This window comes from Stenotrophomonas sp. YJH_SMC_32 (genome assembly GCF_059369975.1).
Genome location: NZ_JCAFTE010000001.1, coordinates 810,572 through 832,841 on the forward strand (window position 1 = coordinate 810,572; position 22,270 = coordinate 832,841).

At 67.6% G+C, this 22,270-nt stretch carries 15 protein-coding genes; 13 read left to right on the forward strand and 2 right to left on the reverse strand.

The genetic code is table 11. From position 1 onward, the window contains the following. Positions 1-95 precede the first annotated feature (95 nt). The 7 genes from AC5P7S_RS03665 (at position 96) to AC5P7S_RS03695 (ending at position 10,763) form a co-directional block, all read left to right on the forward strand. Positions 96-2,768, forward strand: coding sequence for a DUF2339 domain-containing protein (locus AC5P7S_RS03665; RefSeq protein WP_095379252.1), 2,673 nt, complete (start codon positions 96-98; stop codon positions 2,766-2,768). Next, a complete protein-coding gene (locus tag AC5P7S_RS03670) occupies positions 2,765-4,141 on the forward strand; it encodes a DUF3999 domain-containing protein (protein WP_005418868.1) in 1,377 nt (458 codons plus the stop codon). Before AC5P7S_RS03665 ends, AC5P7S_RS03670 begins: the two co-directional genes overlap by 4 nt. Positions 4,142-4,791: 650 nt before the next feature. Beyond that, complete coding sequence (locus tag AC5P7S_RS03675; protein WP_005418866.1) at positions 4,792-5,967, forward strand: phosphoglycerate kinase; 1,176 nt, start codon at positions 4,792-4,794, stop codon at positions 5,965-5,967. Further along, entirely contained in the window at positions 5,964-6,617 is a 654-nt protein-coding gene (locus AC5P7S_RS03680; RefSeq protein ID WP_065179512.1) for an HAD hydrolase-like protein, read from the forward strand. The genes AC5P7S_RS03675 and AC5P7S_RS03680 overlap by 4 nt, the downstream gene beginning before the upstream one ends. Before the next feature lie 178 nt (positions 6,618-6,795). Beyond that, positions 6,796-8,262 (forward strand): pyruvate kinase, encoded by a 1,467-nt coding sequence (gene pyk / locus AC5P7S_RS03685; protein WP_005418863.1) that lies wholly within the window; start codon positions 6,796-6,798, stop codon positions 8,260-8,262. 224 nt (positions 8,263-8,486) lie between these two features. Next, on the forward strand, positions 8,487-9,491 hold the full coding sequence (locus AC5P7S_RS03690; protein WP_005418861.1) for a class I fructose-bisphosphate aldolase: 1,005 nt from the start codon (positions 8,487-8,489) through the stop codon (positions 9,489-9,491). Positions 9,492-9,620: 129 nt separating this feature from the next. Further along, positions 9,621-10,763 carry a hypothetical protein gene (locus AC5P7S_RS03695; RefSeq protein WP_005418859.1) on the forward strand — a complete coding sequence of 381 codons (1,143 nt, stop codon included), beginning with the start codon at positions 9,621-9,623 and terminating at the stop codon, positions 10,761-10,763. A gap of 92 nt (positions 10,764-10,855) precedes the next feature. Here the strand turns inward: AC5P7S_RS03695 and AC5P7S_RS03700 are convergent, their stop codons facing one another. Further along, positions 10,856-11,455, reverse strand: a complete 600-nt coding sequence (locus tag AC5P7S_RS03700) for an O-acetyl-ADP-ribose deacetylase (protein WP_005418857.1) — start codon at positions 11,453-11,455, stop codon at positions 10,856-10,858. 210 nt (positions 11,456-11,665) lie between these two features. Further along, complete coding sequence (gene cysK / locus AC5P7S_RS03705) at positions 11,666-12,625, reverse strand: cysteine synthase A (RefSeq protein ID WP_061479314.1); 960 nt, start codon at positions 12,623-12,625, stop codon at positions 11,666-11,668. 209 nt (positions 12,626-12,834) lie between these two features. On the opposite strand from cysK, the gene AC5P7S_RS03710 reads away from it, so the two are divergent. The 6 genes from AC5P7S_RS03710 (at position 12,835) to AC5P7S_RS03735 (ending at position 22,075) form a co-directional block, all read left to right on the forward strand. After that, the gene (locus tag AC5P7S_RS03710; RefSeq protein ID WP_005418854.1) at positions 12,835-13,818 is read left to right on the forward strand and encodes a LysR family transcriptional regulator; all 984 of its coding nucleotides are present in this window, start codon (positions 12,835-12,837) and stop codon (positions 13,816-13,818) included. A 622-nt stretch (positions 13,819-14,440) separates the two neighbouring features. Further along, complete coding sequence (locus tag AC5P7S_RS03715) at positions 14,441-14,860, forward strand: DUF2946 family protein (protein ID WP_005418850.1); 420 nt, start codon at positions 14,441-14,443, stop codon at positions 14,858-14,860. A gap of 72 nt (positions 14,861-14,932) precedes the next feature. After that, positions 14,933-16,996, forward strand: coding sequence for a TonB-dependent copper receptor (locus AC5P7S_RS03720; RefSeq protein ID WP_095377346.1), 2,064 nt, complete (start codon positions 14,933-14,935; stop codon positions 16,994-16,996). Positions 16,997-17,269: 273 nt separating this feature from the next. Then, positions 17,270-18,376, forward strand: a complete 1,107-nt coding sequence (locus AC5P7S_RS03725; RefSeq protein ID WP_095377345.1) for an efflux RND transporter periplasmic adaptor subunit — start codon at positions 17,270-17,272, stop codon at positions 18,374-18,376. Then, a complete protein-coding gene (locus tag AC5P7S_RS03730) occupies positions 18,373-21,498 on the forward strand; it encodes an efflux RND transporter permease subunit (RefSeq protein ID WP_005418827.1) in 3,126 nt (1,041 codons plus the stop codon). Before AC5P7S_RS03725 ends, AC5P7S_RS03730 begins: the two co-directional genes overlap by 4 nt. Continuing rightward, the gene (locus AC5P7S_RS03735) at positions 21,491-22,075 is read left to right on the forward strand and encodes a GNAT family N-acetyltransferase (RefSeq protein ID WP_095377344.1); all 585 of its coding nucleotides are present in this window, start codon (positions 21,491-21,493) and stop codon (positions 22,073-22,075) included. The genes AC5P7S_RS03730 and AC5P7S_RS03735 overlap by 8 nt, the downstream gene beginning before the upstream one ends. Positions 22,076-22,270 lie beyond the last annotated feature (195 nt).

Here is a 22,270-nt window from a genome sequence, read left to right on the forward strand (position 1 = left end):
CTGGCCGGGGTTCGTCGTTTATGGGACCCACCCTGTCGTAGCATGGGGCGGTCGACCGCCGCCGCTGGGGCGCGGGATCGCATTGGAAGCACGCAATGGAAGCACTGATAGCCCTGGTCGTACTGGTTCTTCTGGCCATCCCGCTGTTGCTGGTGGTCGCGCTGGTGATGATTGCCGGCCTGCGCCGCCGCGTCGCTGCGCTGGAAAGCGCGATGGCCGCCGCGCCGGCCGCCGTCAGGCCGGCCGCCACCGCACCCGCGCCTGAACGGCCTGTGGCCGCACCTGCTGCCAGCGCCGATCCACCGTTCCTGCGGCCGGCCGCCGCTGCTGCTGCGCCTCAGCCCCCGCAGCCACCGGTGCGCGAAGCAACGCCCACCGAGGTGCCTGTCCCCCGTCCTGCTGCGCCACCGCCGGTGCCGCCGGTGCCGGTGCAGCCGCCGCTGCCTTCCGAACCGGAACTGCCCAATGTCATCGAGCGTGGCATCGGTGCGGTCAAGCGCTGGTTCACCGAAGGCAACGTGCCGGTCAAGATCGGCATGCTGGTGCTGCTGGCCGGTGTCGCAGCGCTGCTGAAGTACGTCAGCGACCAGGGCTGGCTGGTGCTGCCGATCGAACTGCGCCTTGCCGGCATCACCGTGGCTGCGCTGGGCCTGCTGGCCTTCGGTTGGCACCAGCGTGAACGCCGGCGGCTGTTTGCCCTGGCGCTGCAGGGCGGTGCCATCGGCGTACTGCTGCTGACCATCTTCGCGGCGTTCAAGCGCTTCGACCTGATTCCGCCGGCCTTTGCCTTTGCCAGTTCGATCGCACTGGTGGCCGGGCTGTGCGTGCTGGCGGTGGTGCAGAACTCGCGCACGCTGGCCGTACTGGGCATCCTGGCCGGCTTCATGGCACCGCTGTGGCTGTCCACCGGCAGTGGCAACCACGTGGGGCTGTTCAGCTATTACGCCGTGCTCAACGCGGGCATCTTCGCGATCGCCTGGTTCCGCCCGTGGCGCGCGCTGAACCTGCTGGGCTTCGCCTTCACCTTCGGCATTGGCACCTTCTGGGGCGTGCTGCAGTACGCGCCGGACAAGTTCAGCAGCACCGAGCCGTTCCTGGCGCTGTTCTTCGTGTTCTACCTGCTGATACCGCTGCTGTACGCGCGTCGCCAGCCGGCCGGCCGCCGTGACTTGATCGATGGCAGCCTGGTGTTCGGCACGCCGCTGGTCGCGTTCTCGCTGCAGGCAGGCATGCTGCACGCGCAACCGATGACGCTGGCACTGTGCGCGCTGGGCCTGGCGGCGATCTACGCGGTGTTGGCCCGGGCGCTGATCGCACGTGCGTCGTACACCGTGCTGGCGCAGTCGCATGCCGTGCTCGCGGTGGGTTTCGCCACGCTGGCGGTGCCGCTGGCATTGTCGGCGCGCGCCACCGGCGCCGTGTTTGCACTGGAAGGCGCTGGCCTGGCGTGGTTGGGGCTGCGCCAGAAGCGGTGGCTGCCGCAGGTCTCCGGCGCGTTGCTGCAGATCGGCGCCGCATTCGCCTTCGTTGCCGGTGGCGACCACTGGCACGAAGACCTGCGCTTCCTGATCAACCCGACCGCCGTTGGCGCGCTGTTGCTGGCCCTGGCCGGCTTCGCGTCGGCGTGGAGCTACCAGCGCAGGCCGCGTCATGAGGTCGCACTGGTGTATTACCTGTGGGGCCTGCTGTGGTGGCTGGGCGGCCTGGTCCATGAGATCACCCGCTTCTTCCCGTACCGCACCGAAGTGGACGCGTTGCTGGTGCTGGCCGCGGTCACTGCCTGGCTGGCGGCCGAAGCGCAGCGTCGCCAGCCGGCGCGTGCGCTGGGCGTGACCGCGCTGGCCATGCTCGCGCTGGGCTTCCCGCTGGCCCTGATGCAGAGCGATGCACACCACCAGCCGTTCGCCGGCCACGGCGCGCTGGCCTGGGCGGTGTTCGCGGTACTGGGCGTGCGTACCCTGCTGTGCCTGCGCCAAGGCGGCGATACCGTGGCCCGCATCGCGCAGTTCCTGTGGTGGCTGCTGTGGCCGTCGCTGCTTTCGTTGCTGGCCTTGTGGGGTAGTGGCGAGGCCGGCCTGGCGCAGGGTTGGACGACCCTGCTGGTGACCTTGCCGTGGCTGCTGATGGCGGCGCTGTCGCTGTGGCGCTGGAACGCATTGCGCTGGCCGATGGGCGCGGCCTTCGACAGCGCGCGGGTCCCGCTGCAGTGCGTGCTGTTCGGTCTGCTGGCGATCGGTTGGCTGCTGGGCCAGCTGCTGCCGGGCGACGCCGCACCGCTGCTGTGGCTGCCGGTGCTGAATCCGGCCGAGATCGGCCAGTGGCTGAGCCTGCTGCTGCTGGCGCGCTGGCTGTACGGCAGTGAGGCACCGCAGGCATTGCTGAACATCCGCATGCCGCTGCTGGCACTGGCGGCCTTCCTCGCGTTGACCAGCCTGGTGCTGCATGGCGTACACCAATGGGGTGGACTGGCGTGGAATGCCTCGATGATGCGCTTCAGCCTGGCGCAGACCAGCCTGACCGTGTTGTGGAGCGTGCTGGGTGTGATTGCCTGGGTGTGGGGGTCGCGTCGCAGCCAGCGTGTGTTGTGGATGGTCGGTGCCGTGCTGATGGGCGTGGTGCTGGCCAAGCTGGTTATTGTCGATCGCCAGCACCTGGGCAACCTGCTGGGCATCGCATCGTTCATCGCCTACGGCCTGCTGTGCACGGTCGTGGGTTATCTGGCACCGGCACCGCCAAGCGCGGCGCCGACCGTGGAGAAATCGCAATGAGGAAGTGGAGCAGGGCGCTGCTGCCGGCGATGTTCGGCATGCTGGCCGCCGTCGTGGTACAGGCGGCTGATTACCGCACGCAGTATGCCGAGCAATGGCCGCTCACATTGTCCAGTGCGCAGTCCGGTGCCTACCGTATCGTGCTGGAGCCGGCGATCTACCGCCGTGCCGTGACCGCCGATCTCAGCGATCTGCAGGTGTTCAACGCGGCCAGCCAGTTGTTGCCGTCGGCACTGCTGGCGCCGGACCAGCCGCTGGCGCAGTCGCCGGTGCAGCGTGAACTGCCGTGGTTCGTGCTGCCGCCGCTGGCCGATGCACAGCGCAACGACCTGCAGCTGCTGACCGAGCGTGATACCGATGGGCGCGTGCGCCGGGTCGAAGCGCGGGTGGGTGGCGGGGCTGGGTCGAGCGGGCAGGGCGGCTGGCTGATCGACGCCAGCATGCTCGATCAGCAGCCGCTGGCGGCACTGGTGCTGGACTGGAACGACAGCGACCAGCCGCTGCAGGTGCAGGTGCAGCTGGATGCCAGTGACGACCTGCAGCACTGGCGATCGATTGGCCGCGACGTGCCGCTGGTGGATCTGCAGCGCGCCGGCAAGCGCCTGCTGCAGCGCCGCCTGCAGGTGGACGGCGCTGCACGCTACCTGCGCATCCTGGCGCAGGGCGACTCGCGCCTGCCGACCCTGCGCGGCGTACTGGCGGAACTGCCGCCAGCACCGGCCACGCTGCCCTGGGAATGGCTGTCGCTGGAGCCGACGTCGTCGGGCAAGGGCGAGTACACCTTCGAGATGGATGGCCGGTTCCCGGTGGCACGTGCCGATGTCGCCAGCACCGATAACAGCCTGGTGCAATGGACGCTGTTCAGCCGCGATGACGAGAGTGCGGAATGGCAACGTCGCAGCGCGCCGTGGATCGCCTACCAGGTGCAGCAGGGCACGCAGGGCCAGCGCCAGCAGTCGGCGGCACAGCCGCTGGGAGGGGTGCACCGCGACCGCTACTGGAAACTGGTGGCGAATCCGGCGGAAACCGCCACCGCGCCGACGCTGCGCCTGGGTTACCAGCCGGAAGTGCTGGTGTTCCTGAGCCAGGGCGCGGCGCCCTACGCACTGGCGGTGGGCAGCGCGACCGCGCGCCGCACGGACGCGCCGATCGGGGTACTGATCGAGGAACTTCGGCAGCGCAACGATCCTTCGTGGCAGCCAACACTGGCGCGCCTGGAAGGCAGCCCGGAGCCGCTGGCCGGCGATGCGGCGCTGAAACCGCAGCGCGATTGGAAATCGTGGTTGCTGTGGGCGTTGCTGGGCCTGGGCGTACTGGTGGTGGGTGGCCTGGCGCTCAGCCTGCTTCGGCAGAAGCCCGCGCCTTCGGAATAGTTTCAGCGAACGGCGCAGCCCCTCGTGGGTGGGCGGTTGGTCGCGTAAAGCAAAAGCAAAAGCAGCGCTTGGCCGGGCGGGGCGGGTTCGCGGGGGACGCCGCAAGTACGTCCTTGTAGGCTTGGCAGCCGCATCCATGCGGCTGACACCCCCGCGAACCCACCCCGCCCGGCCTCTGACAATTTCCGTGTGCGTCCACCCACGGAAAGAAAAAAAGAAGAGCAAAAGCTGCTTGGCAGGGCGCTCTTTGTAGAGCCGAGCCCATGCTCGGCTGCTGTTCGCGATAGACCCAGCCGAGCACGGGCTCGGCTCTACATTTTTCTCCGACACCAGAAACCGCTTTTGCCTTTGCCATCTGCATCACCTCAGGTGCCTGTCGAGGCCGGGGCGGTGTGGGCTGGCAGGGGTGTCAGCCGCATGGATGCGGCTGCCAAGCCTCCAGGGATGGATTCACGGCGTCCCCTGCCAGCCCACACCACCCCGGCCCACTCACAGCACCACGAAGCGCCAGCGCTTTGGCCGTTGCCGTTGCTGTTGCATTTGCCCCGCGCCTCTGCCTGCCGCAGGCATCGGCCCTCCCACCAGCCGCACCCGATACAATGGCCGTCTGCCGCAGACCGGCATCCCGTCCCCGAGCCAAAGAGTTGCCCATGTCCATTGTCCGCATGACCGACCTCGACCTCTCCGGCAAGCGCGTGCTGATCCGCCAGGATCTGAACGTGCCGATCGAGAATGGCCGCATCACCTCCGAACAGCGCATCACCGCTTCGTTGCCGACGCTCAAGCGCGCGCTGGAGCAGGGCGCGGCGGTGATGGTCACCTCGCACCTGGGGCGCCCGAAGGAAGGCGTGTGGAGCGAGGCCGATTCGCTGGCACCGGTCGCCCAGCGCCTGTCCGAACTGCTGGGCCGCGACGTTCCGCTGGTGCGCGACTGGGTCGACGGCGTCGACGTGCAGCCGGGCCAGCTGGTGCTGCTGGAAAACTGCCGCATGAACGTCGGCGAGGGCAAGGATGACGAGGCCCTGTCGAAGAAGTACGCCGCCCTGTGCGACGTGTTTGTGATGGATGCCTTCGGTACCGCGCACCGTGCGCAGGCCTCCACCCATGGTGTCATCCGCTTCGCACCGGTCGCGGCCGGTGGCCCGCTGCTGATGGCCGAGCTGGACGCGCTGGCGCAGGCGCTGGATGCACCGGCCAAGCCGCTGCTGGCCATCGTCGCCGGCAGCAAGGTCAGCACCAAGCTGGAGTTGCTGGCCAATCTGGTTGGCAAGGTCGACCAGCTGATCGTCGGTGGCGGCATCGCCAACACCTTCATCGCCGCAGCTGGCTACAACGTCGGCAAGTCCCTGTACGAGCCGGACCTGCTGGACACCGCGAAGAAGATCGTGGCCGATGCCAAGGCACGCGGCGCCGACATTCCGCTGCCGGTGGACGTGGTCACCGCCAAGCAGTTCCTGCCCGACGCTGCCGCGGAAGTGAAGGCGGTCGATGCCGTTGCCGAAGACGACCTGATCCTGGACATCGGCCCGCAGACCGCCGCGCAGTACGCGCAGCTGATCGAGAAGGCCGGCACCGTGGTCTGGAACGGCCCGGTCGGCGTGTTCGAGTTCGAGTCCTTCAGCAAGGGCACCGAAGCGCTGGCCCGCGCGATCGCCAGCTCGAAGGCGTTCTCCATCGCCGGCGGTGGCGACACCCTGGCCGCAGTCGACAAGTTCGATATCGCCGGCGACGTCAGCTACATCTCCACTGGTGGTGGTGCGTTCCTGGAATTCCTGGAAGGCAAGACCCTGCCGGCTGTCGCCGCACTCGACGCGCGCGGCGCATGAGCGCCGAGCGCGGCAAGGATGTGCTGTTCTTCGATCTCGACGGCACGCTGATCGATTCGCAGGTGGGCATCACCGCCTGCATCGCCTATGCGCTGCAGAAGATGGACCATCCGGTGCCGCCGCAGGAAACCCTGCTGGGCTGGATCGGTCCTTCGCTGCGCACCACCTTCGCGCCGTTGTTCGTCGAACCGGCGCGGGTGGAACAGGCCGTGGGCTACTACCGGGAGCGCTTCGACGTCGAAGGCTGGCGCGAGCACACGGTGTACCCGCAGGTGGAAGGCACGCTGCGCACGCTGCATGGCCGTGGACACCGGCTGGCGGTGGTCACCGCCAAGAACGAGCCGCACGCGCGCCGCATCCTCGCCCACCTGCCGTTCGGTGGGCTGTTCGAGGAGATCGTCGGTTCAACCCTGGATGGCTCGCGCAGCCACAAGCCGGAACTGGTCGGCGAGGCACTGCGCCGGCTGCAGGTGCAGCCTGCACAGTGCTGGATGATCGGCGACCGGCGCATGGACATCGAAGGCGCGCGCCACCACGGCCTGCGTAGTGTCGGCGTGCTGTGGGGCTTTGGCGGAGAGGCGGAATTGACCGAAGCCGGTGCCAGCCAACTGGCACGTGAGCCGGCGCAGCTGGAAGCGCTGCTGGCCTAGCTTCCTGTGGAGCCGAGCCCATGCTCGGCTCCACAGAACCGCCCCCCTGCGCCAGCGTATGTCCGGATGATGTCCATTCCATGACCCGCGAAGTCAGGCGGCACAAGGCTGTAACCGTATACATGCGGCGTGAAGGATGTGCTAATTTCCGTTCTTTATCGGGAGAGGCCCATCCACCATGTTCGAGCGTCAGCGTCGCACCAAGATCCTTGCCACCCTCGGTCCGGCCACTGACCCGCCGGGCGTGCTGGAGGATCTGTTCCGCGCCGGCGTCAACGTGGTGCGCCTGAACTTCAGCCATGGCGATCCGTCCGGCCAGGCCAAGCGTGCCGCCGAAGTGCGTGCCGCTGCGGCCCGCGTGGGCGTGGAAGTGGGCATCCTGGCCGACCTGCCGGGCCCGAAGATCCGCATCGAGCGCTTCGCCGAAGGCAAGGTGCAGCTGAAGGCGGGCGACCGCTTCGACCTGATCGCCAGCGAGAACGCCGGCCCGGGCACTGCCAGCGAGGTGGGCGTGAGCTACCTCGGCCTGCCGCAGGACGTCGGCCCGGGTGATGTGCTGCTGCTCGACGACGGCCTGATGCAGTTGCAGGTGGTGGAAGTACAGGGCGACCGTATCGTCAACACCGTGCTCAACGATGGTGTGTTGTCCGACCGCAAGGGCCTGAACAAGCAGGGCGGCGGCCTCTCGCTGGGTGCGCTGACCGAGCGCGACAAGGAGCTGATCGGCATCGTTGCCAAGATCGGCGTGGACTTCATCGCCGTGTCGTTCTGCCGCAATGCGCAGGACATGAACGATGCGCGCGACATCGCCCGTTCGCACGGCTGTGATGCCGCGCTGGTGTCGAAGATCGAGCGCACCGAGGCAATCGAGAACCTGGAAGAAATCGTCGAGGCCAGCGACGTGGTGATGGTCGCCCGTGGCGACCTGGGCGTGGAAATCGGCGATGCCGAGCTGCCGGGCCTGCAGAAGAAGATCATCAAGGCGTCGCTGGCGCAGAACAAGGTGGTGATCACCGCCACGCAGATGCTGCAGTCGATGGTGGAAAGCCCGATCCCGACCCGCGCCGAAGTACTGGACGTGGCCAACTCGGTCATCGACGGCACCGACGCAGTGATGCTGTCGGCGGAAACTGCCGCTGGCGCCTACCCGGTCAAGGCCGTGGAGGCGATGGCACGCATCTGCCTGGGTGCCGAGCGCCAGTTCCAGACCGAGACCGACTTCAACGCGTCGCCGCGCAACCTGGAACGTGCCGACCAGGCGATTGCCATGGCCACCATGTTCCTGTCGCAGCACGTGGGCGTGCGCGCGATCGTGGCGATGACCGAATCCGGTGGCACCGCACGTTACCTGTCGCGTTTCAGGGCCAAGGCGCCGGTGTTCGCGGTGACCCGCCATGACGGTGCGCGCCGGCAGATGGCGCTGATGCGCGATGTGTTCCCGATCAACTTCGACAGCCGCGGCCTGACCCCGCGTGAAGCCGCGCGCGGCAGCATCCGCCTGCTGGTGGAATCGGAACTGCTGCAGGCCGGTGATCGCGTCGTGTTCACCAGTGGCGAGCACATGGAAACCCACGGTGCCACCAATACCCTGCGCCTGCTGGAAGTGGGTGAGGACGGCCGCGCCATCGGCCTGGGCGACCTGTAAGCCTTGACGGTCGGGTCGGCTCTGCCGATCTGGGGTCAGAGCCCCTGCGGGGATCTGACCCCGTACTGACCAGGGGTCAGATCCCCGAGGGGGCTCTGACCCCATGCCGCAGGACATCCTTTGTCCTGCGTAGACGTGGAAGCGTTTCCATCCTGTCCTCCACGGCGAGGCAACGGGCCGCGGGGCTATACTTGTGTTTTTCCCGCACCCGCCACAGGAAATACATGAGCATCGAACAGCTGGCTGAAACCGCCCAGGCCATGGTCGCCCCGGGCAAGGGCATCATCGCGATCGACGAATCCACCGCTACCATCGCCAAGCGTTTCGCCGGCGTCGGTATCGAGAACACCGAGGAGAACCGTCGCGCCTACCGCGAGCTGCTGCTGACCACGCCGAAGCTCAACGAGCACATTTCCGGCGCCATCCTGTTTGACGAAACCATCCGCCAGTCGACCAAGGACGGCGTGCCGTTCGCCAAGTACATGGCCGACCACGGCATGATTCCGGGCATCAAGGTGGACAAGGGTGCGCACCCGCTGGCCGGCTGCCCGGGCGAGCTGGTGACCGAAGGCCTCGATGGCCTGCGTGAGCGCCTGCAGGAGTACTACAAGCTGGGCGCGCGCTTCGCCAAGTGGCGTGCAGTCATCAACATCGGCGAGAGCATCCCGTCGGGTACCTGCATCGAATCCAACGCCCATGCGCTGGCCCGCTATGCAGCGCTGTGCCAGGAATGCGGCCTGGTGCCGATGGTCGAGCCGGAAGTGATCATGGACGGCGATCATGACATCGAGACCTGCTACGAAGTCACCGAAGCCACCCTGCGTTCGCTGTTCGACGCCCTGTATCAGCAGAACGTGCTGCTGGAAGGCACCATTCTGAAGGCGTCGATGGTCATCTCCGGCAAGGGCTGCGATGAGCAGGCCGACGTCGAGGAAGTGGCCGAGTCGACCGTGATGTGCCTGAAGAGCACCGTGCCGGCGATCCTGCCGGGCGTCGTGTTCCTGTCCGGTGGCCAGAGCGACGAGCAGTCCACCGAGCACCTGAACGCGATGAACCAGCTGGGCAACCTGCCGTGGCCGCTGAGCTTCTCCTACGGCCGCGCCATGCAGCAGGCCGCGTTGAAGCTGTGGGCCAAGGACATGAAGGGCAACTACGCTGCTGCCCAGAAGACCGTGTACGAGCGCGCCAGGGACAACGGCCTGGCGGCGCTGGGCAAGTGGAACGGTTGATCCGTCCCATCGCTGGATGAACAAGGCAGCGCCGGCATCACGCCGGCGTTTGCTTTTGCGGGTATCTTTTCCGCCCCCATGCGCCTGGCCGGTGCGTGGGAACCACATGGAAGGCCAAGGAGAAACAACATGCGTTTGGCAGCAATCACACTGGCCGTAGCCACGGTCCTGGTCGCCGGCGGTTGCAACCGCATCGGCGGCGGCGCGGATGCGGGCAAGGCCGCGTCGCTCGATTTCGACAAGCCGGTATCCGGCGAGATCACCTCGCGCAGCGGCATCAACTACAACGACGGCAGCCACCACCAGCTCTACCAGATCAAGCTGGAAGACAAGCAACTGGTCGGACTGAAGCTGACCGGTTCGTTGAGTGGCTCGATTGCCGTGTTCAACAACGGCAGCCTGGTGGCCAGCAGCAACACCGGCTACGAGCGCGAAGGCGACGTCTCGCTGGCCTTCCGTGCCAACGGTGGCGGCATCTACCAGGTGGCGGTCAACGCCAACGGCTCGACCGACTATGGTCCGTACCGCCTGCGTGCCGAGAAGCTGGTGCCGTACGACGGCAAGCCGCTGGCGGGCAGCGGCGAGATCGTCGACATGCTGGCCGGTGGTTCCCAGGACTACACCCTGCAGGTGGACAAGGCCGGCCTGTACGAAATCCGCCTGGTGTCGGAGGTCTTCGATCCAGTGCTGAAGCTGTCGGGCCAGGGCGTGGATGCCGAGAATGACGACGGCGGTGACAGCACCAACTCGCGCCTGACCCTGTCGCTGAAGCCGGGCAAGTACACCCTGACCGCGCGTGGCCTGGGCGACGGCGTCAGCGGCATGTTCACCCTGTCGGCCACCCGCATCGAGCTGCCCGGCAATCTGGTCGAGCGCGATGGTACGGCGCTGCCGAAGTCGGGGAGCGTGTACACGATGCTCGACAACGATGGCCGCCGCCGCTTCCTGCTGTCCCTGGACCGCCCGGCCGATGTGCGCCTGGATGCGATCTCCAGCCAGGTCGATACCCTGCTGCGCGTGGTTGGCGGCGATGTCGAGCTGACCGACGACGACGGCGGCAACGGTACCAATTCACGCCTGGAAGAAACCCTGCCGGCCGGTCACTACACCGTCGATGTGTCCAGCCTGAACAATGGCGCAGGCATGGTGGAAGTGCGCGTGCAGGTGGATGGCGCGAGCGCCGACGGGGCCGCAGCCTCGGCGGCACGTGCCGCAGCCGATGCAGCCGCCGTGGCCGATGATGCCGCCGCGGTGGAAGCCTCCAGTCGCTGAGTGTGATCCACGCCGTGCGTGGAAGAGCACTACGCTGCAACGGAAAAGGCCGGGCAATGCCCGGCCTTTTCTTTTACCTGAAGCACCACGGTTCAGTGCGCGGCGGCAAAGCCCGTATCCCCCAGCGGCGGCAGCAGCGACCCGCGCGGTTCGCTGTCCGCGCTTTGCCCGGCGGCGCTCAACGCCTGCTGGTAGGCCTTGGCCGTCGCGGTATTGAACGCCACCAGCACGATGCGCATCGGTTGCGCATGGCTGCGCTGCCAGGCCAGTGTTTCGGTGACAGCGATCTGCGCGGCCTGGTACAACGGATAGCCATACACGCCGCAGCTGATCGCCGGGAAGGCGATGGACTGCACGCCCAGTGATTCGGCCAGCTGCAGTGACTTCCAGTAGCAGTTGGCCAGCAACGCCGGTTCATCGCGCTGGCCGTCGTGCCAGACCGGGCCCACCGTGTGCAGTACATGGCGCGCCGGCAACGCATGGGCACCGGTGGCGCGCACTTCACCCGTCGGGCAACGCACGCCCGGGCGCAGCTCCGGCAACCGCTCGCACTCTGCCCGCAAGGCGGGGCCGGCCGCACGATGGATCGCGCCGTCGACACCGCCGCCACCGAGCAGCGTTTCATTGGCCGCGTTGACGATCGCATCCACCGCCAGGGTCGTGATGTCGCCCTGCCAAACCTCGATCTTCATGCGTCCGTCTCCTGCCTGTGAGGTGATCCGCGCAGCATCTGCGCCGGCTGTTCCCACGGTAGGGGACAGGGCATCGATGCTGCGTCATGACCGTCTCACGCGCTGCGATCCAACGGCCTTCGCGCACGATGGCGGGCGACGCCTTCACGCAGGCTGAAGCGGGAAGGGGGCGGATCCTTTTCCGCACGGAAAAGGCTCTGACCCCTGCTGTTACGGCAGGCCGGCCAGCCAGTCGTCGTCGGATCCTTCGTTCACATCGGCGAACAGCGGCGTGGAGAAGTAACGTTCACCGGTGTCCGGCAGCATCGCAAGGATCACCGAGCCCGGTTCAGCGCGGGCAGCGATGTCCAGCGCGCTGGCCACGGTGGCGCCGGCGGAGATGCCGACGAAGATGCCTTCCTCGGCGGCCAGGCGACGCGCGGTGGCGATCGCACGATCGTCTTCGACCGAGACCAGTTCATCCACCACGTCGCGGTTGAGCACGTCCGGCACGAAGTCCGGGGTCCAGCCCTGGATCTTGTGCGGCTTCCAGTCATCCCCCTTGAGCAGGGCGGCGCCGGCCGGTTCGGTGGCGATGATGCGGGTCTGCGGGCGTGCCACCTTCAGCACTTCGCCTACGCCAGTGAGCGTGCCGCCGGTGCCCCAGCCGCTGACGAAGTAGTCCAGCCGCTTGCCGGCGAAGTCGCGCAGGATCTCGGCAGCGGTGGTGTTGCGGTGATACGCCGGGTTGGCCGGGTTGGCGAACTGGCTGGCCAGGAACCAGCCGTGCTGCTCGGCCAGCTCGGCCGCCCTGCGCACCATGCCGCTGCCGCGCTCGGCGGCCGGGGTCAGGATCACCTTGGCGCCGTAGGCACGCATCAGCTTGCGGCGCTCGACCGAGAAGGTTTCGACCATGGTGGCCACGAACTTGTAGCCGCGCGCGGCGGCGACCATCGCCAGTGCCACGCCGGTGTTGCCCGAGGTGGCCTCCACGATCGTGTCGCCCGGCTTGAGCAGGCCGCGTGCTTCGGCATCGAGGATGATCGCCAGCGCCAGGCGGTCCTTCACCGAGCCGCCCGGGTTGAACGACTCGACCTTGGCGTAGACGCTGACCTGGGGCGGCGCCAGGCGCTGCAGCCTGACGATGGGGGTGTTGCCGACGGTATCGAGGATGGAGTCGTACAGGGCCATGGGAGCGCTCCGGAAACGGGGCCGCGACGGGTCACGGCGGGCGAAGGGGGGAGGGCCGGCCGTTCAGGCCAGCGGCTGCCGGCTGACCGTAGCGCCGGCATATGACGCCCGGAAATGACCAGATACCTTTCTTAAACAACCTTTGGTTATAAGCTGGTGACGGCAATTGACCCTAGAGTGGACTTCCGCCCCATGCCGCCTGCCTGCCCATGACGCTGACCCAGCTGCGCTACCTGGTAGCCATCGCCGACGCCGAGCTGAACATCACGCTGGCCGCCTCGCGCGTGCACGCCACCCAGCCCGGCCTGTCCAAGCAGCTCAAGCAGCTGGAGGACGAGCTCGGCTTCCTGCTGTTCGTGCGCAAGGGGCGCAGCCTGGAGTCGGTTACCCCGGCCGGAACCGAAGTCATCGCGCGTGCCCGCGCGGTGCTGGCCGAAGCCAACAACATCCGTACGTACGCGGCAAACCAGCGGCGCGAAAGCCAGGGCCAGCTGATCCTGACCACCACGCACACCCAGGCGCGCTTCGTGTTGCCGCCGGCGGTGGCGGCGATCAAGCAGGCCTATCCGCAGGTCAGCGTGCACCTGCAGCAGGCCGGTGAAACCGACGCGCTGGACCGCTTGAACCAGGGTGACGCCGATATCGCCATCATCAGCACCGCAGGCGGTGAGCCAACCGACGGCATCGCAGTGCCGCTGTTCCGCTGGCGGCGCCTGGTGGTGGTACCCAAGGGCCACCCGTTGGACCGCGCCGGCCGCGCACCGGACTTGGCCGCGCTGGCCCGCCAGCCGTTGATCAGCTACGAATCCTCGACCCGACCGAACTCTTCCCTGCAACGCGCCTTCGCCGCCAATGGGCTGGTGCCCGACCTGGCGCTGACCGCGCTCGATGCCGACCTGATCAAGACCTACGTGCGCACGGGCCTGGGCGTAGGCCTGCTGGCCGAGATGGCGGTCAGTTCCAATGACGAAGACCTGAGGTCGTGGCCGGCGCCGGATCCGATCAGCGAGTGCATCGCCTGGGCGGTGTTGCCGCGCGACCGCGTGCTGCGTGATTACGCGCTGGAGCTGGTGCACGTGCTGGCCCCACAGATTGATCCGCGCGACCTGCGGCGGGTGCTGGATGGCAACCAGGCGGCGGCGTGGCCGGTGCCACCGACCTGGGAGTCGCTGACCCAGACCATCACGGTGTGAGGTGGGTCGAGCAGGGCGTGCAGCCCTGCACCTGCCGAATCAAAGGCAAAAGCCGAAGCAACAGCAACTGCTGGCTTCCGTGGGGCGGCGGGGCGGTGTGGGCAGGCAGGACACGCCGTAAACCCATCCCTGGGGGCTCGATGGCGCCATCCATGGCGCCAACGGTCCTGCCTGCCCACACCGCCCCGCCTCTGACAGATTCCGATGGCTGTTGGTAGGTGTCGACCTTGGTCGACACGGTAGATCCACGCCATGCGTGGATGAAATCTGTCAGATATGGAAATGCATCTGGGGTCAGATCCGTTTTCCTGCGGAAAACGGATCTGACCCCAAGAGCCGTTTCAACAGACCGCAGAAGACTGTCGAAGGCGGGGTGGGTCCGGTTGCGGGGGCGTGAGCCGAGCCTGCATGGACGTATTTACGGCGTCCCCCGCAACCGGACCCACCCCGCCTACCCACAGGAAACTGCTTTTGCTTTTGCTGTTGCTTGGGCTCTTGCCGTGGACGTGGTCTCTGCAGGTGCAGGGCGCAGCCCTGCCGAACACCCCCGCGACGGGGTGTCGCAAACGCCTGCGACGGTTCGTCGCACGGGCAACCCTGGACCCGCCTCTACACTAGCGGGGTGACCCGCCTGTCCCGCCCGCAGCGCCTCCTGCTGCAGCTCGCCGTCCTGGCGACGCTGCTGATGGTGCTTGCGCCACTGGTCAGCCGCGCGCTGCAGGCGCCGCCGATGGACCACGCGGCGATGGCAGGCATGGACCACGCGCACATGCACCACGACGCTGCCGCAGTGGGTCAGAGCCCTCTGCACGGGCAACGGAGTCCGACCCCACCGGCCGATCCCCACGCCATGCATGGCGAAGCCTGCGAATACTGCGTGCTGGCCATGCGCCTGCTGCCGTGGCTGGCGGTATTGGTGCTGCTGTTGCCGCTGCTGTGGCGGCCGCGGCTGGTATTCCCGTGGTCGCAGCAGGTACTGCCGGCACTGCGCTGGCCGGCACACGCCGCGCGTGGGCCACCGCGCGCCTCCATCGTCCGCTGATTTTCCTGTCGAATCTGCCGCACGACGCCTGACCGGGCGCCGTGCGCGCGTGCGTACCTTGGAGCTGTTCCGATGAAAATGACTTCCCGCCCCGCGGGCGCCTGCGTGCGCCTGCCGGTTGCCCTTGGCCTGGCCGCAGCTGCAACGCTCGCCCATGCCGCGCCCGCCGAAGAGGCGCGCACTCTCGATACGCTGGTGGTCACCGCCGCCGCGCCTTCGTCGCCACTGCACTGGGTGACCGATCCACGCCTGCCGCGGCAGCCGGTCCCTGCCAGTGACGGCGCCGATTACCTGAAGACCGTTCCTGGCTTCTCCGCCATCCGCAACGGCGGCACCAACGGTGACCCGGTGCTGCGCGGCATGTTGGGTTCGCGCCTGAACATCCTCAGCAATGACGGCAACCTGATCGGCGCCTGCCCCTCGCGCATGGACAACCCGCTGTCCTACATCGCACCGGAGAGCTTCGACCGCCTGACCATCATCAAGGGCCCGCAGAGCGTGCGCTGGGGGGCAGGTGCCTCGGCCGGCACCGTGCGCTTCGAACGCGATACACCGCGCTTCGAGGAACCGGGCCTGCGTGCCGATGCCAGTACGCTGGTCGGTTCGCGCAACCGCAACGACCAGGTGCTGGACCTGACCCTGGGCAACCCGACCGGCTATGTGCGCGCCAGCGGCAACCGTTCCGAAGCCGATGACTACAAGGACGGCAACGGCGATGTGGTGCCGTCGAAGTGGCGCAAGTGGAACGGTGACGTGGCGATCGGCTGGACGCCGGATGCCGACACGCTGCTGGAAATTTCTGCCGGTGCCGGCGATGCGATCGCACGCTACGCGGGGCGCGGCATGGACGGTGCCGCGTTCGAACGCACCAGCTACGCCGCGCGCTTCGAGAAGCGCAATCTGCCGGGTGCGTGGGACACAGTGCAGGCCAACGTGTACTACAACGAGGCCGACCACGTGATGGACAACTACACGCTGCGAACGCCGAATCCGCACAGCATGATGCCGATGCCGATGGCATCGAACGTGGACCGACGCACCCAGGGCGGCCGGGTCAGTTCCGAGTGGCGCTGGCAGGACGTGCAACTGGTGGCGGGTGTGGATGGCGAGGACAGCCGCCATCGTGGGCGAATGGGCATGGGCCGGGGCACCTATCGCCAGGCGGCGTGGCAGACCGATGCCAGCTTCCGCCGCTATGGCGTTTTCACCGAGTTGACCCTCGGCGCCGGCACCGATCAGCGCTGGATCAGCGGCCTGCGCATCGATCGTGCCAGCGTGCGTGATGAGCGGCAGTCGATCCGTGGAATGATGGGCAGCCGGCCCAACCCAACGGCCGAGCAAAAGCGCAAGGCGTGGCTCGGCAGTGGCTTCCTGCGCTACGAGCAGGACCTGGCCGACGGCCTGACCTGGTACGCCGGCCTCGGCCACAGCGAACGCATGCCCGACTACTGGGAGCTGTTCTCGCCCGACCACGGACCGGCCGGTGCAGTGAACGCGTTTGCCGGCATCCAGCCCGAGCGCACCACCCAGCTCGACGTGGGCCTGCAGTACAAGGGACCGCGCGTGCAGGCCTGGGTCTCGGCCTATGCCGGGCAGATCCAGGACTACATCCTGTTCACCTACCACGGCAGCGGCATGATGGGCATGAGCCAGGCCAGCAACGTCGAGGCGCGCATTGCCGGTGCCGAGGCCGGGTTGGAAGTGAGCCTGACCGAGCAGTGGAAGCTGGGCGGCACGCTGGCCTATGCCTGGGGAGAGAACCGCGACCAGCAGCGTCCGCTGCCGCAGATGCCGCCGTTGGAAGCACGCCTGAGCGCGAACTGGGAGGGCCAGCGCTGGAGTGCCGGCGCATTGCTGCGCGCGGTGACCCATCAGCATCGTGTCGCAGATGGACAGGGCAACGTGGTCGCGCAGGACCTCGGGCCGAGCGCCGGGTTTGCCACCTTCGCGCTCAATGCCGCGTACCGTTTCAGTTCGCAGCTGCAGCTCAGCGCCGGCGTCGACAACCTGTTCGACCGCGCCTACAGCGAGCACCTGAACCTGGCCGGCAGCGCCGACTTCGGCTTCCCGGCCGACCCGGTGCGGATCAACGAGCCGGGGCGCAGCGTGTGGATGAAGTTGAACTACCGGTATTGATCCGCCGGGCATAAAAAAACGGGGCCGGATCCCCGCCAGGATCCGTCCCCGCCCGACGCCCTCGGTCGGGCAGGTTCGACTCTACGATGACGGCCGCGGTGGTGCACCACCGGATACACCCCGACACACGCCGACACTGCCCATGGCAGCCTTGCACGGAACGGGTTCAAGGCGCTATCGCAGCCTAGGTTCCACGCCGGTAAACGCTTGGCACATACCGCTTTTATGGGCACTTGCCTACACTCGGCGGCCGTGGATCAATCAGGACCGTTCATGTTGGCTCGTATCGCTTCGACCCTGGCCCTCGGCCTCAGCCTGGCCGTGCTGGCCGGGTGCGCAGGCAAACAGGAGGCCGCCGCACGTCGGCAGGGCGAAGCGGTGCCGGTCACCGCGCAGGTCGTGCAGCCCACGCAGTGGAACGACACCCTTCAGGCACTGGGCACGGCCAAGGCGCGCGAGTCGATCAGCGTCACTGCCAAAGTCAGCGAGATCGTCGAGAAAGTGCACTTCGAGAGCGGCCAGCACATTGCCGCCGGTGCGCCGATCGTGACGCTGCGCGGGCAGGCCCAGGAAGCCGCACTGGTGCAGGCGCAGGCCACTTTCCATGAAGCCGATCAGCTGTACAAGCGCCAGCGCGAACTGGCCGCCCAGCGGCTGGTGTCCATCGCCACGCTGGATACGCAGAAGTCGATCCGCGACGCCGCCGAGGCGCGCGTGATGCAGATGCAGGCAGACATTGGCGACCGCCGTGTGCGTGCGCCCTTTGCCGGTGTGCTTGGCATCCGCCAGGTCAGTCCGGGATCGCTGCTGACCCCGACCACGGTCATCGCCACGCTCGACGACATCGAGCACATGCATGTCGATTTCCAGGTGCCGGAAGTGGAGCTGGCTGCGCTGGGCGTTGGTGACAAGGTCAGTGCCACCAGCGTGGCCTGGCCGGGTCGCACCTTCGAGGGCGTGGTCAGCACCATCGATGCGCGCATCGATCCGGCCACCCGTGCGGTGACCGTGCGCGCCGATTTCGCCAATGGCGACCACGCATTGCGCCCGGGCATGCTGCTGGACGTGCGCCTGTTCCGCCCCGAGCGCCCGGCGCTGGTGGTCCCGGAAATCGCCGTGGTACAGGTCGGCCGCGATACCTTCGTGTACCGCATCAAGGCCGACGACAGCGTCGAGCGGGTGGACGTGGTAACCGGCGCGCGCCGTGCCGGCGTGGTCGAGATCCGGCAGGGCCTGGAAGCAGGCCAGCGCATCGTGGTTGATGGCACCGGCAAGCTGCGCCCGGGCCTGAAGGTCGCTGCGAAGGGCGCCGCACCGGCCTCTGGCGCCAAACCGGCTGACGCGCCGGCGCCGGTCGCGACCGAGGGCCACGGCGGATGAAGCTGTCCGACATCTCCATCCAGCGGCCGGTGTTCGCCGTGGTGATGAGCCTGTTGCTGCTGGTGCTGGGCGTGATGTCCTTCACCCGCCTGACCCTGCGCGAACTGCCCGCCATCGACCCTCCGATCGTTTCGGTGTCGGTGGACTACACCGGCGCGTCGGCGGCGGTCATCGAAAGCCGCATCACCCAGGTGCTGGAAGATGCGCTGGCCGGCATCGAAGGCATCGATACGATCAACGCGCGCAGCACCAACGGCCGCTCGCAGGTCAGCATCGAGTTCACCTCCAACCGTGATATCGAAGCGGCGGCCAACGACGTGCGCGATGCGGTCAGCCGCGTCGCCGACCGCATGCCGGAAGAGGCGCGGCCACCAGAGATTGCCAAGGTCGAGAGCGATGCCGACCCGATCATCTGGTTCAACATGGTGTCCTCGACCATGGACACGCTGGAGTTGAGCGACTACGCCGACCGCTACGTGGTCGATCGTTTCTCCAGCCTCGATGGCGTGGCCCAGGTCCGCATCGGCGGCCGCCAGCGCTATGCGATGCGGATCTGGCTGGACCGTGACCAGCTGGCCGCGCGCGGGCTGACCACCGGCGACGTGGAAACCGCACTGCGCAACGAGAACGTGGAGCTGCCGGCCGGCCGCATCGAGTCGACCGACCGCGATTTCACCCTGCGCGTGGAACGCAACTACATCAAGCCCGAGGATTTCGCGACCATCCCGCTGGGCAAGGGCCGCGACGGCTACGTGGTGCGCATGGGCGACGTGGCGAAGATCGAGCTGGCCTCGGCCGAACGCCGCGCGTACTACCGCAGCAACGGCGAGCCCGGCATCGGCCTGGGCATCGTCAAGACCTCCACCGCCAACTCGCTGGACGTGGCACGCACTGCGCGCGCTGAGGCCGAGCGGGTGGCGCTGACCCTGCCCAAGGGCACGCAGATCTTCGTCGCCTTCGACAACACCACCTTCATCGAAGCTGCAGTGGACCGTGTCTACGCCACCCTGGTGGAAGCGATGATCCTGGTGCTGGCGGTGATCTGGCTGTTCCTCGGCAGCTTTCGCGCCGCGTTGATTCCGGCAGTGACGGTGCCGGTCTGCCTGGTGGCGGCGTTCATCGCGCTGTATGCGTTCGACTTCTCGATCAACCTGCTGACCCTGCTGGCGCTGGTGCTGTGCATCGGCCTGGTGGTGGACGATGCGATCGTGGTGGTGGAAAACGTGCAGCGCCGCATCGACCTGGGCGAACCACCGCTGGTGGCCTCCAAGCGCGGCACCGCGCAGGTCGCCTTCGCGGTGATCGCCACCACTGCCGTGCTGGTGGCGGTGTTCCTGCCGGTCGGCTTCCTGGAGGGCAACACCGGGCGACTGTTCCGCGAACTGGCCGTGGCGCTGGCCGCTGCCGTGGCGTTGTCCGCGTTCGTTGCGCTCACACTGACGCCGATGATGGCTTCCAAGCTGCTCAAGCCGCATACCGGGCAGGCCCCGCGAGGCCTGCACGGCTTCATCAACCGCAACCTGGAACGCCTTGCGGGTGCCTATGGGCGGGTGCTCGATCACCATGTCGACCGTACCTGGATCTACCTGCTGGTGATGGTGGCTGCGCTGGCCGCCAGCTGGGGCCTGCTCAAGCTGCTGCCGTCGGAACTGGCGCCAGCCGAAGACCGTGGTTCGTTCCAGATCATGATCGACGGCCCGGAAGGCGCCGGCTACGACTACACCGTGCAGCAGGTGCAGCAGGTGGAAGCGCTGCTGGCACCGCATGTCGGCCCGGACAAGCCGATCGTGCGTGCCAACCCCCGCGTGCCGGGCGGCTGGGGCGCCAGCGAGGAAATGCATACCGGCCGCGTCAGCATCTTCCTGCAGCCGTGGCGCCAGCGCAGCGAGGGTACGCCCGAAGTCGCCAACGAACTGCAGAAGGAACTGGATACCATCCGCGGCGTGCGCGTACGCACGCAGGTGGGTGGTGGCCTGGTGCGCAGCGGCGGCCAACCGTTCCAGATCGTGCTGGGCGGCCCGGAATATGCCGAGATCGCGCAGTGGCGCGACCGCATCCTGCTGCGCATGGCCGACAATCCCGGCCTCGTCGGCCCCGATTCCGATTACAAGGAAACCCGGCCGCAGATGCGGGTGAACATTGACCGCCAGCGTGCGGCCGATCTCGGCGTGCCGGTCACCGCGATCGGTTCGGCGCTGGAAACCATGATGGGCTCGCGTCGCGTCACCACCTTCGTCGACAACGGCGAGGAGTACGACGTGCTGGTGCAGGCCGGTCGCGATGGTCGTGCCAGCCCGGCCGACCTGGCCGCGATCCGCGTGCGCGCCAACTCCGGCGAGCTGGTGCCGCTGTCCAACCTGGTCACGCTGAGTGAAGTGGCCGAGGCCGGCACCCTGAACCGCTTCAACCGACTGCGCTCGATCACCATCAGTGCCGGCCTGGCGCCCGGTTATCCGCTGGGCGAAGCCATTGCCTGGGCACAGAACGTAGCCCAGGAAGAGCTGCCGCAGTACGCGCAGGTGAACTGGAAGGGCGAATCGCGCGAGTACCAGAGCGCCGGCGGCGCGGTGCTGCTGACCTTCGCGATGGCGCTGCTGGTGGTGTACCTGGTGCTGGCGGCGCAGTTCGAGAGCTTCATCCATCCGCTCACCATCATGCTGACCGTGCCGCTGGGCGTACTCGGCGCGCTGGTCGGGTTGTGGGTGAGTGGCGGTACCGTGAACCTGTTCAGCCAGATCGGCATCGTGATGCTGGTCGGCCTTGCCGCGAAGAACGGCATCCTCATCGTCGAATTCGCCAACCAGCTGCGCGACGATGGGCGCAGCGTGCGCGAGGCGATCATCGAGTCGGCGATGGTGCGCCTGCGCCCGATCCTGATGACCTCGATCGCCACCGTGGTCGGCGCGATCCCGCTGGTGGTCGCCGGTGGTCCTGGTTCGGCCAGCCGTGGCACGATCGGCATCGTGATCATCTTCGGTGTGACCCTCTCGACCTTCCTGTCGCTGTTCGTGGTGCCGGCGTTCTACGCGCGGCTGGCGCCGTACACCCGTTCGCCGGAAGCGGTGAAGCGCGAGCTGGAGAAGCAGGAAGCGGAATCGCCGTCGGTGGGCGGGCATGCCTGACCGGTACGCCGGCGGGGTCGGATCCCTTTCCCAAAGGGAAAGGGCTCTGACCCCAGACCTGCAAGGCGACGGCTTCCAGCTGCGCCCCTGGCGCCCGGATGACCTGGACTCCCTGCTGCGCCACGCCAACGATGCCGAGGTATCGCGCGGCCTGCGCGACCGCTTTCCTTACCCGTACACGCGCGGGGATGGCGAGGCTTTCCTCGCCGGCCGCGTGCTGGCTCCCGGCACCCTGAACCTGGCCATCGAGATCGACGGCCAGGCCTGCGGCAGCGTCGGTGCCCAACAGGGCCTGGCCGAGCGTGGGCATACCGCCGAGCTGGGTTACTGGCTGGGCCGGGCCTATTGGGGGCAGGGCCTGATGACCCGCGTGGTCGGCCTGTTTGCCACGTGGGTGATGGATGAGCTGCGCCTGTTCAGGCTGCAGGCCACCGTGGTCGACTTCAACCTCGGCTCGGCCCGGGTGCTGGAGAAGAACGGCTTCCAGGAAGAGGGCGTGGAGCGCTGTGCGGTCTACAAGCGCGGCGTGCTGCACGACCTGCGCCGTTTCGCCCGGGTGCGCACGCAGCTGCCGTGAGCCCTCGGGGTCAGATCCCTTTTCGCCAGAAAAGGGCTCTGACCCCAACCCGCCATAAGGGCGAACCGGGGTCGGAGCCCTCGCGCGGCGCGCAAGGGATCCGACCCCTTGTCTTCTGGCGCTACCGCAGCGGCCTTCGATCAGGGAGAATCGACCGGTCCCCTCCAGCCGACGGGACGTCCTTACAACCCGCCG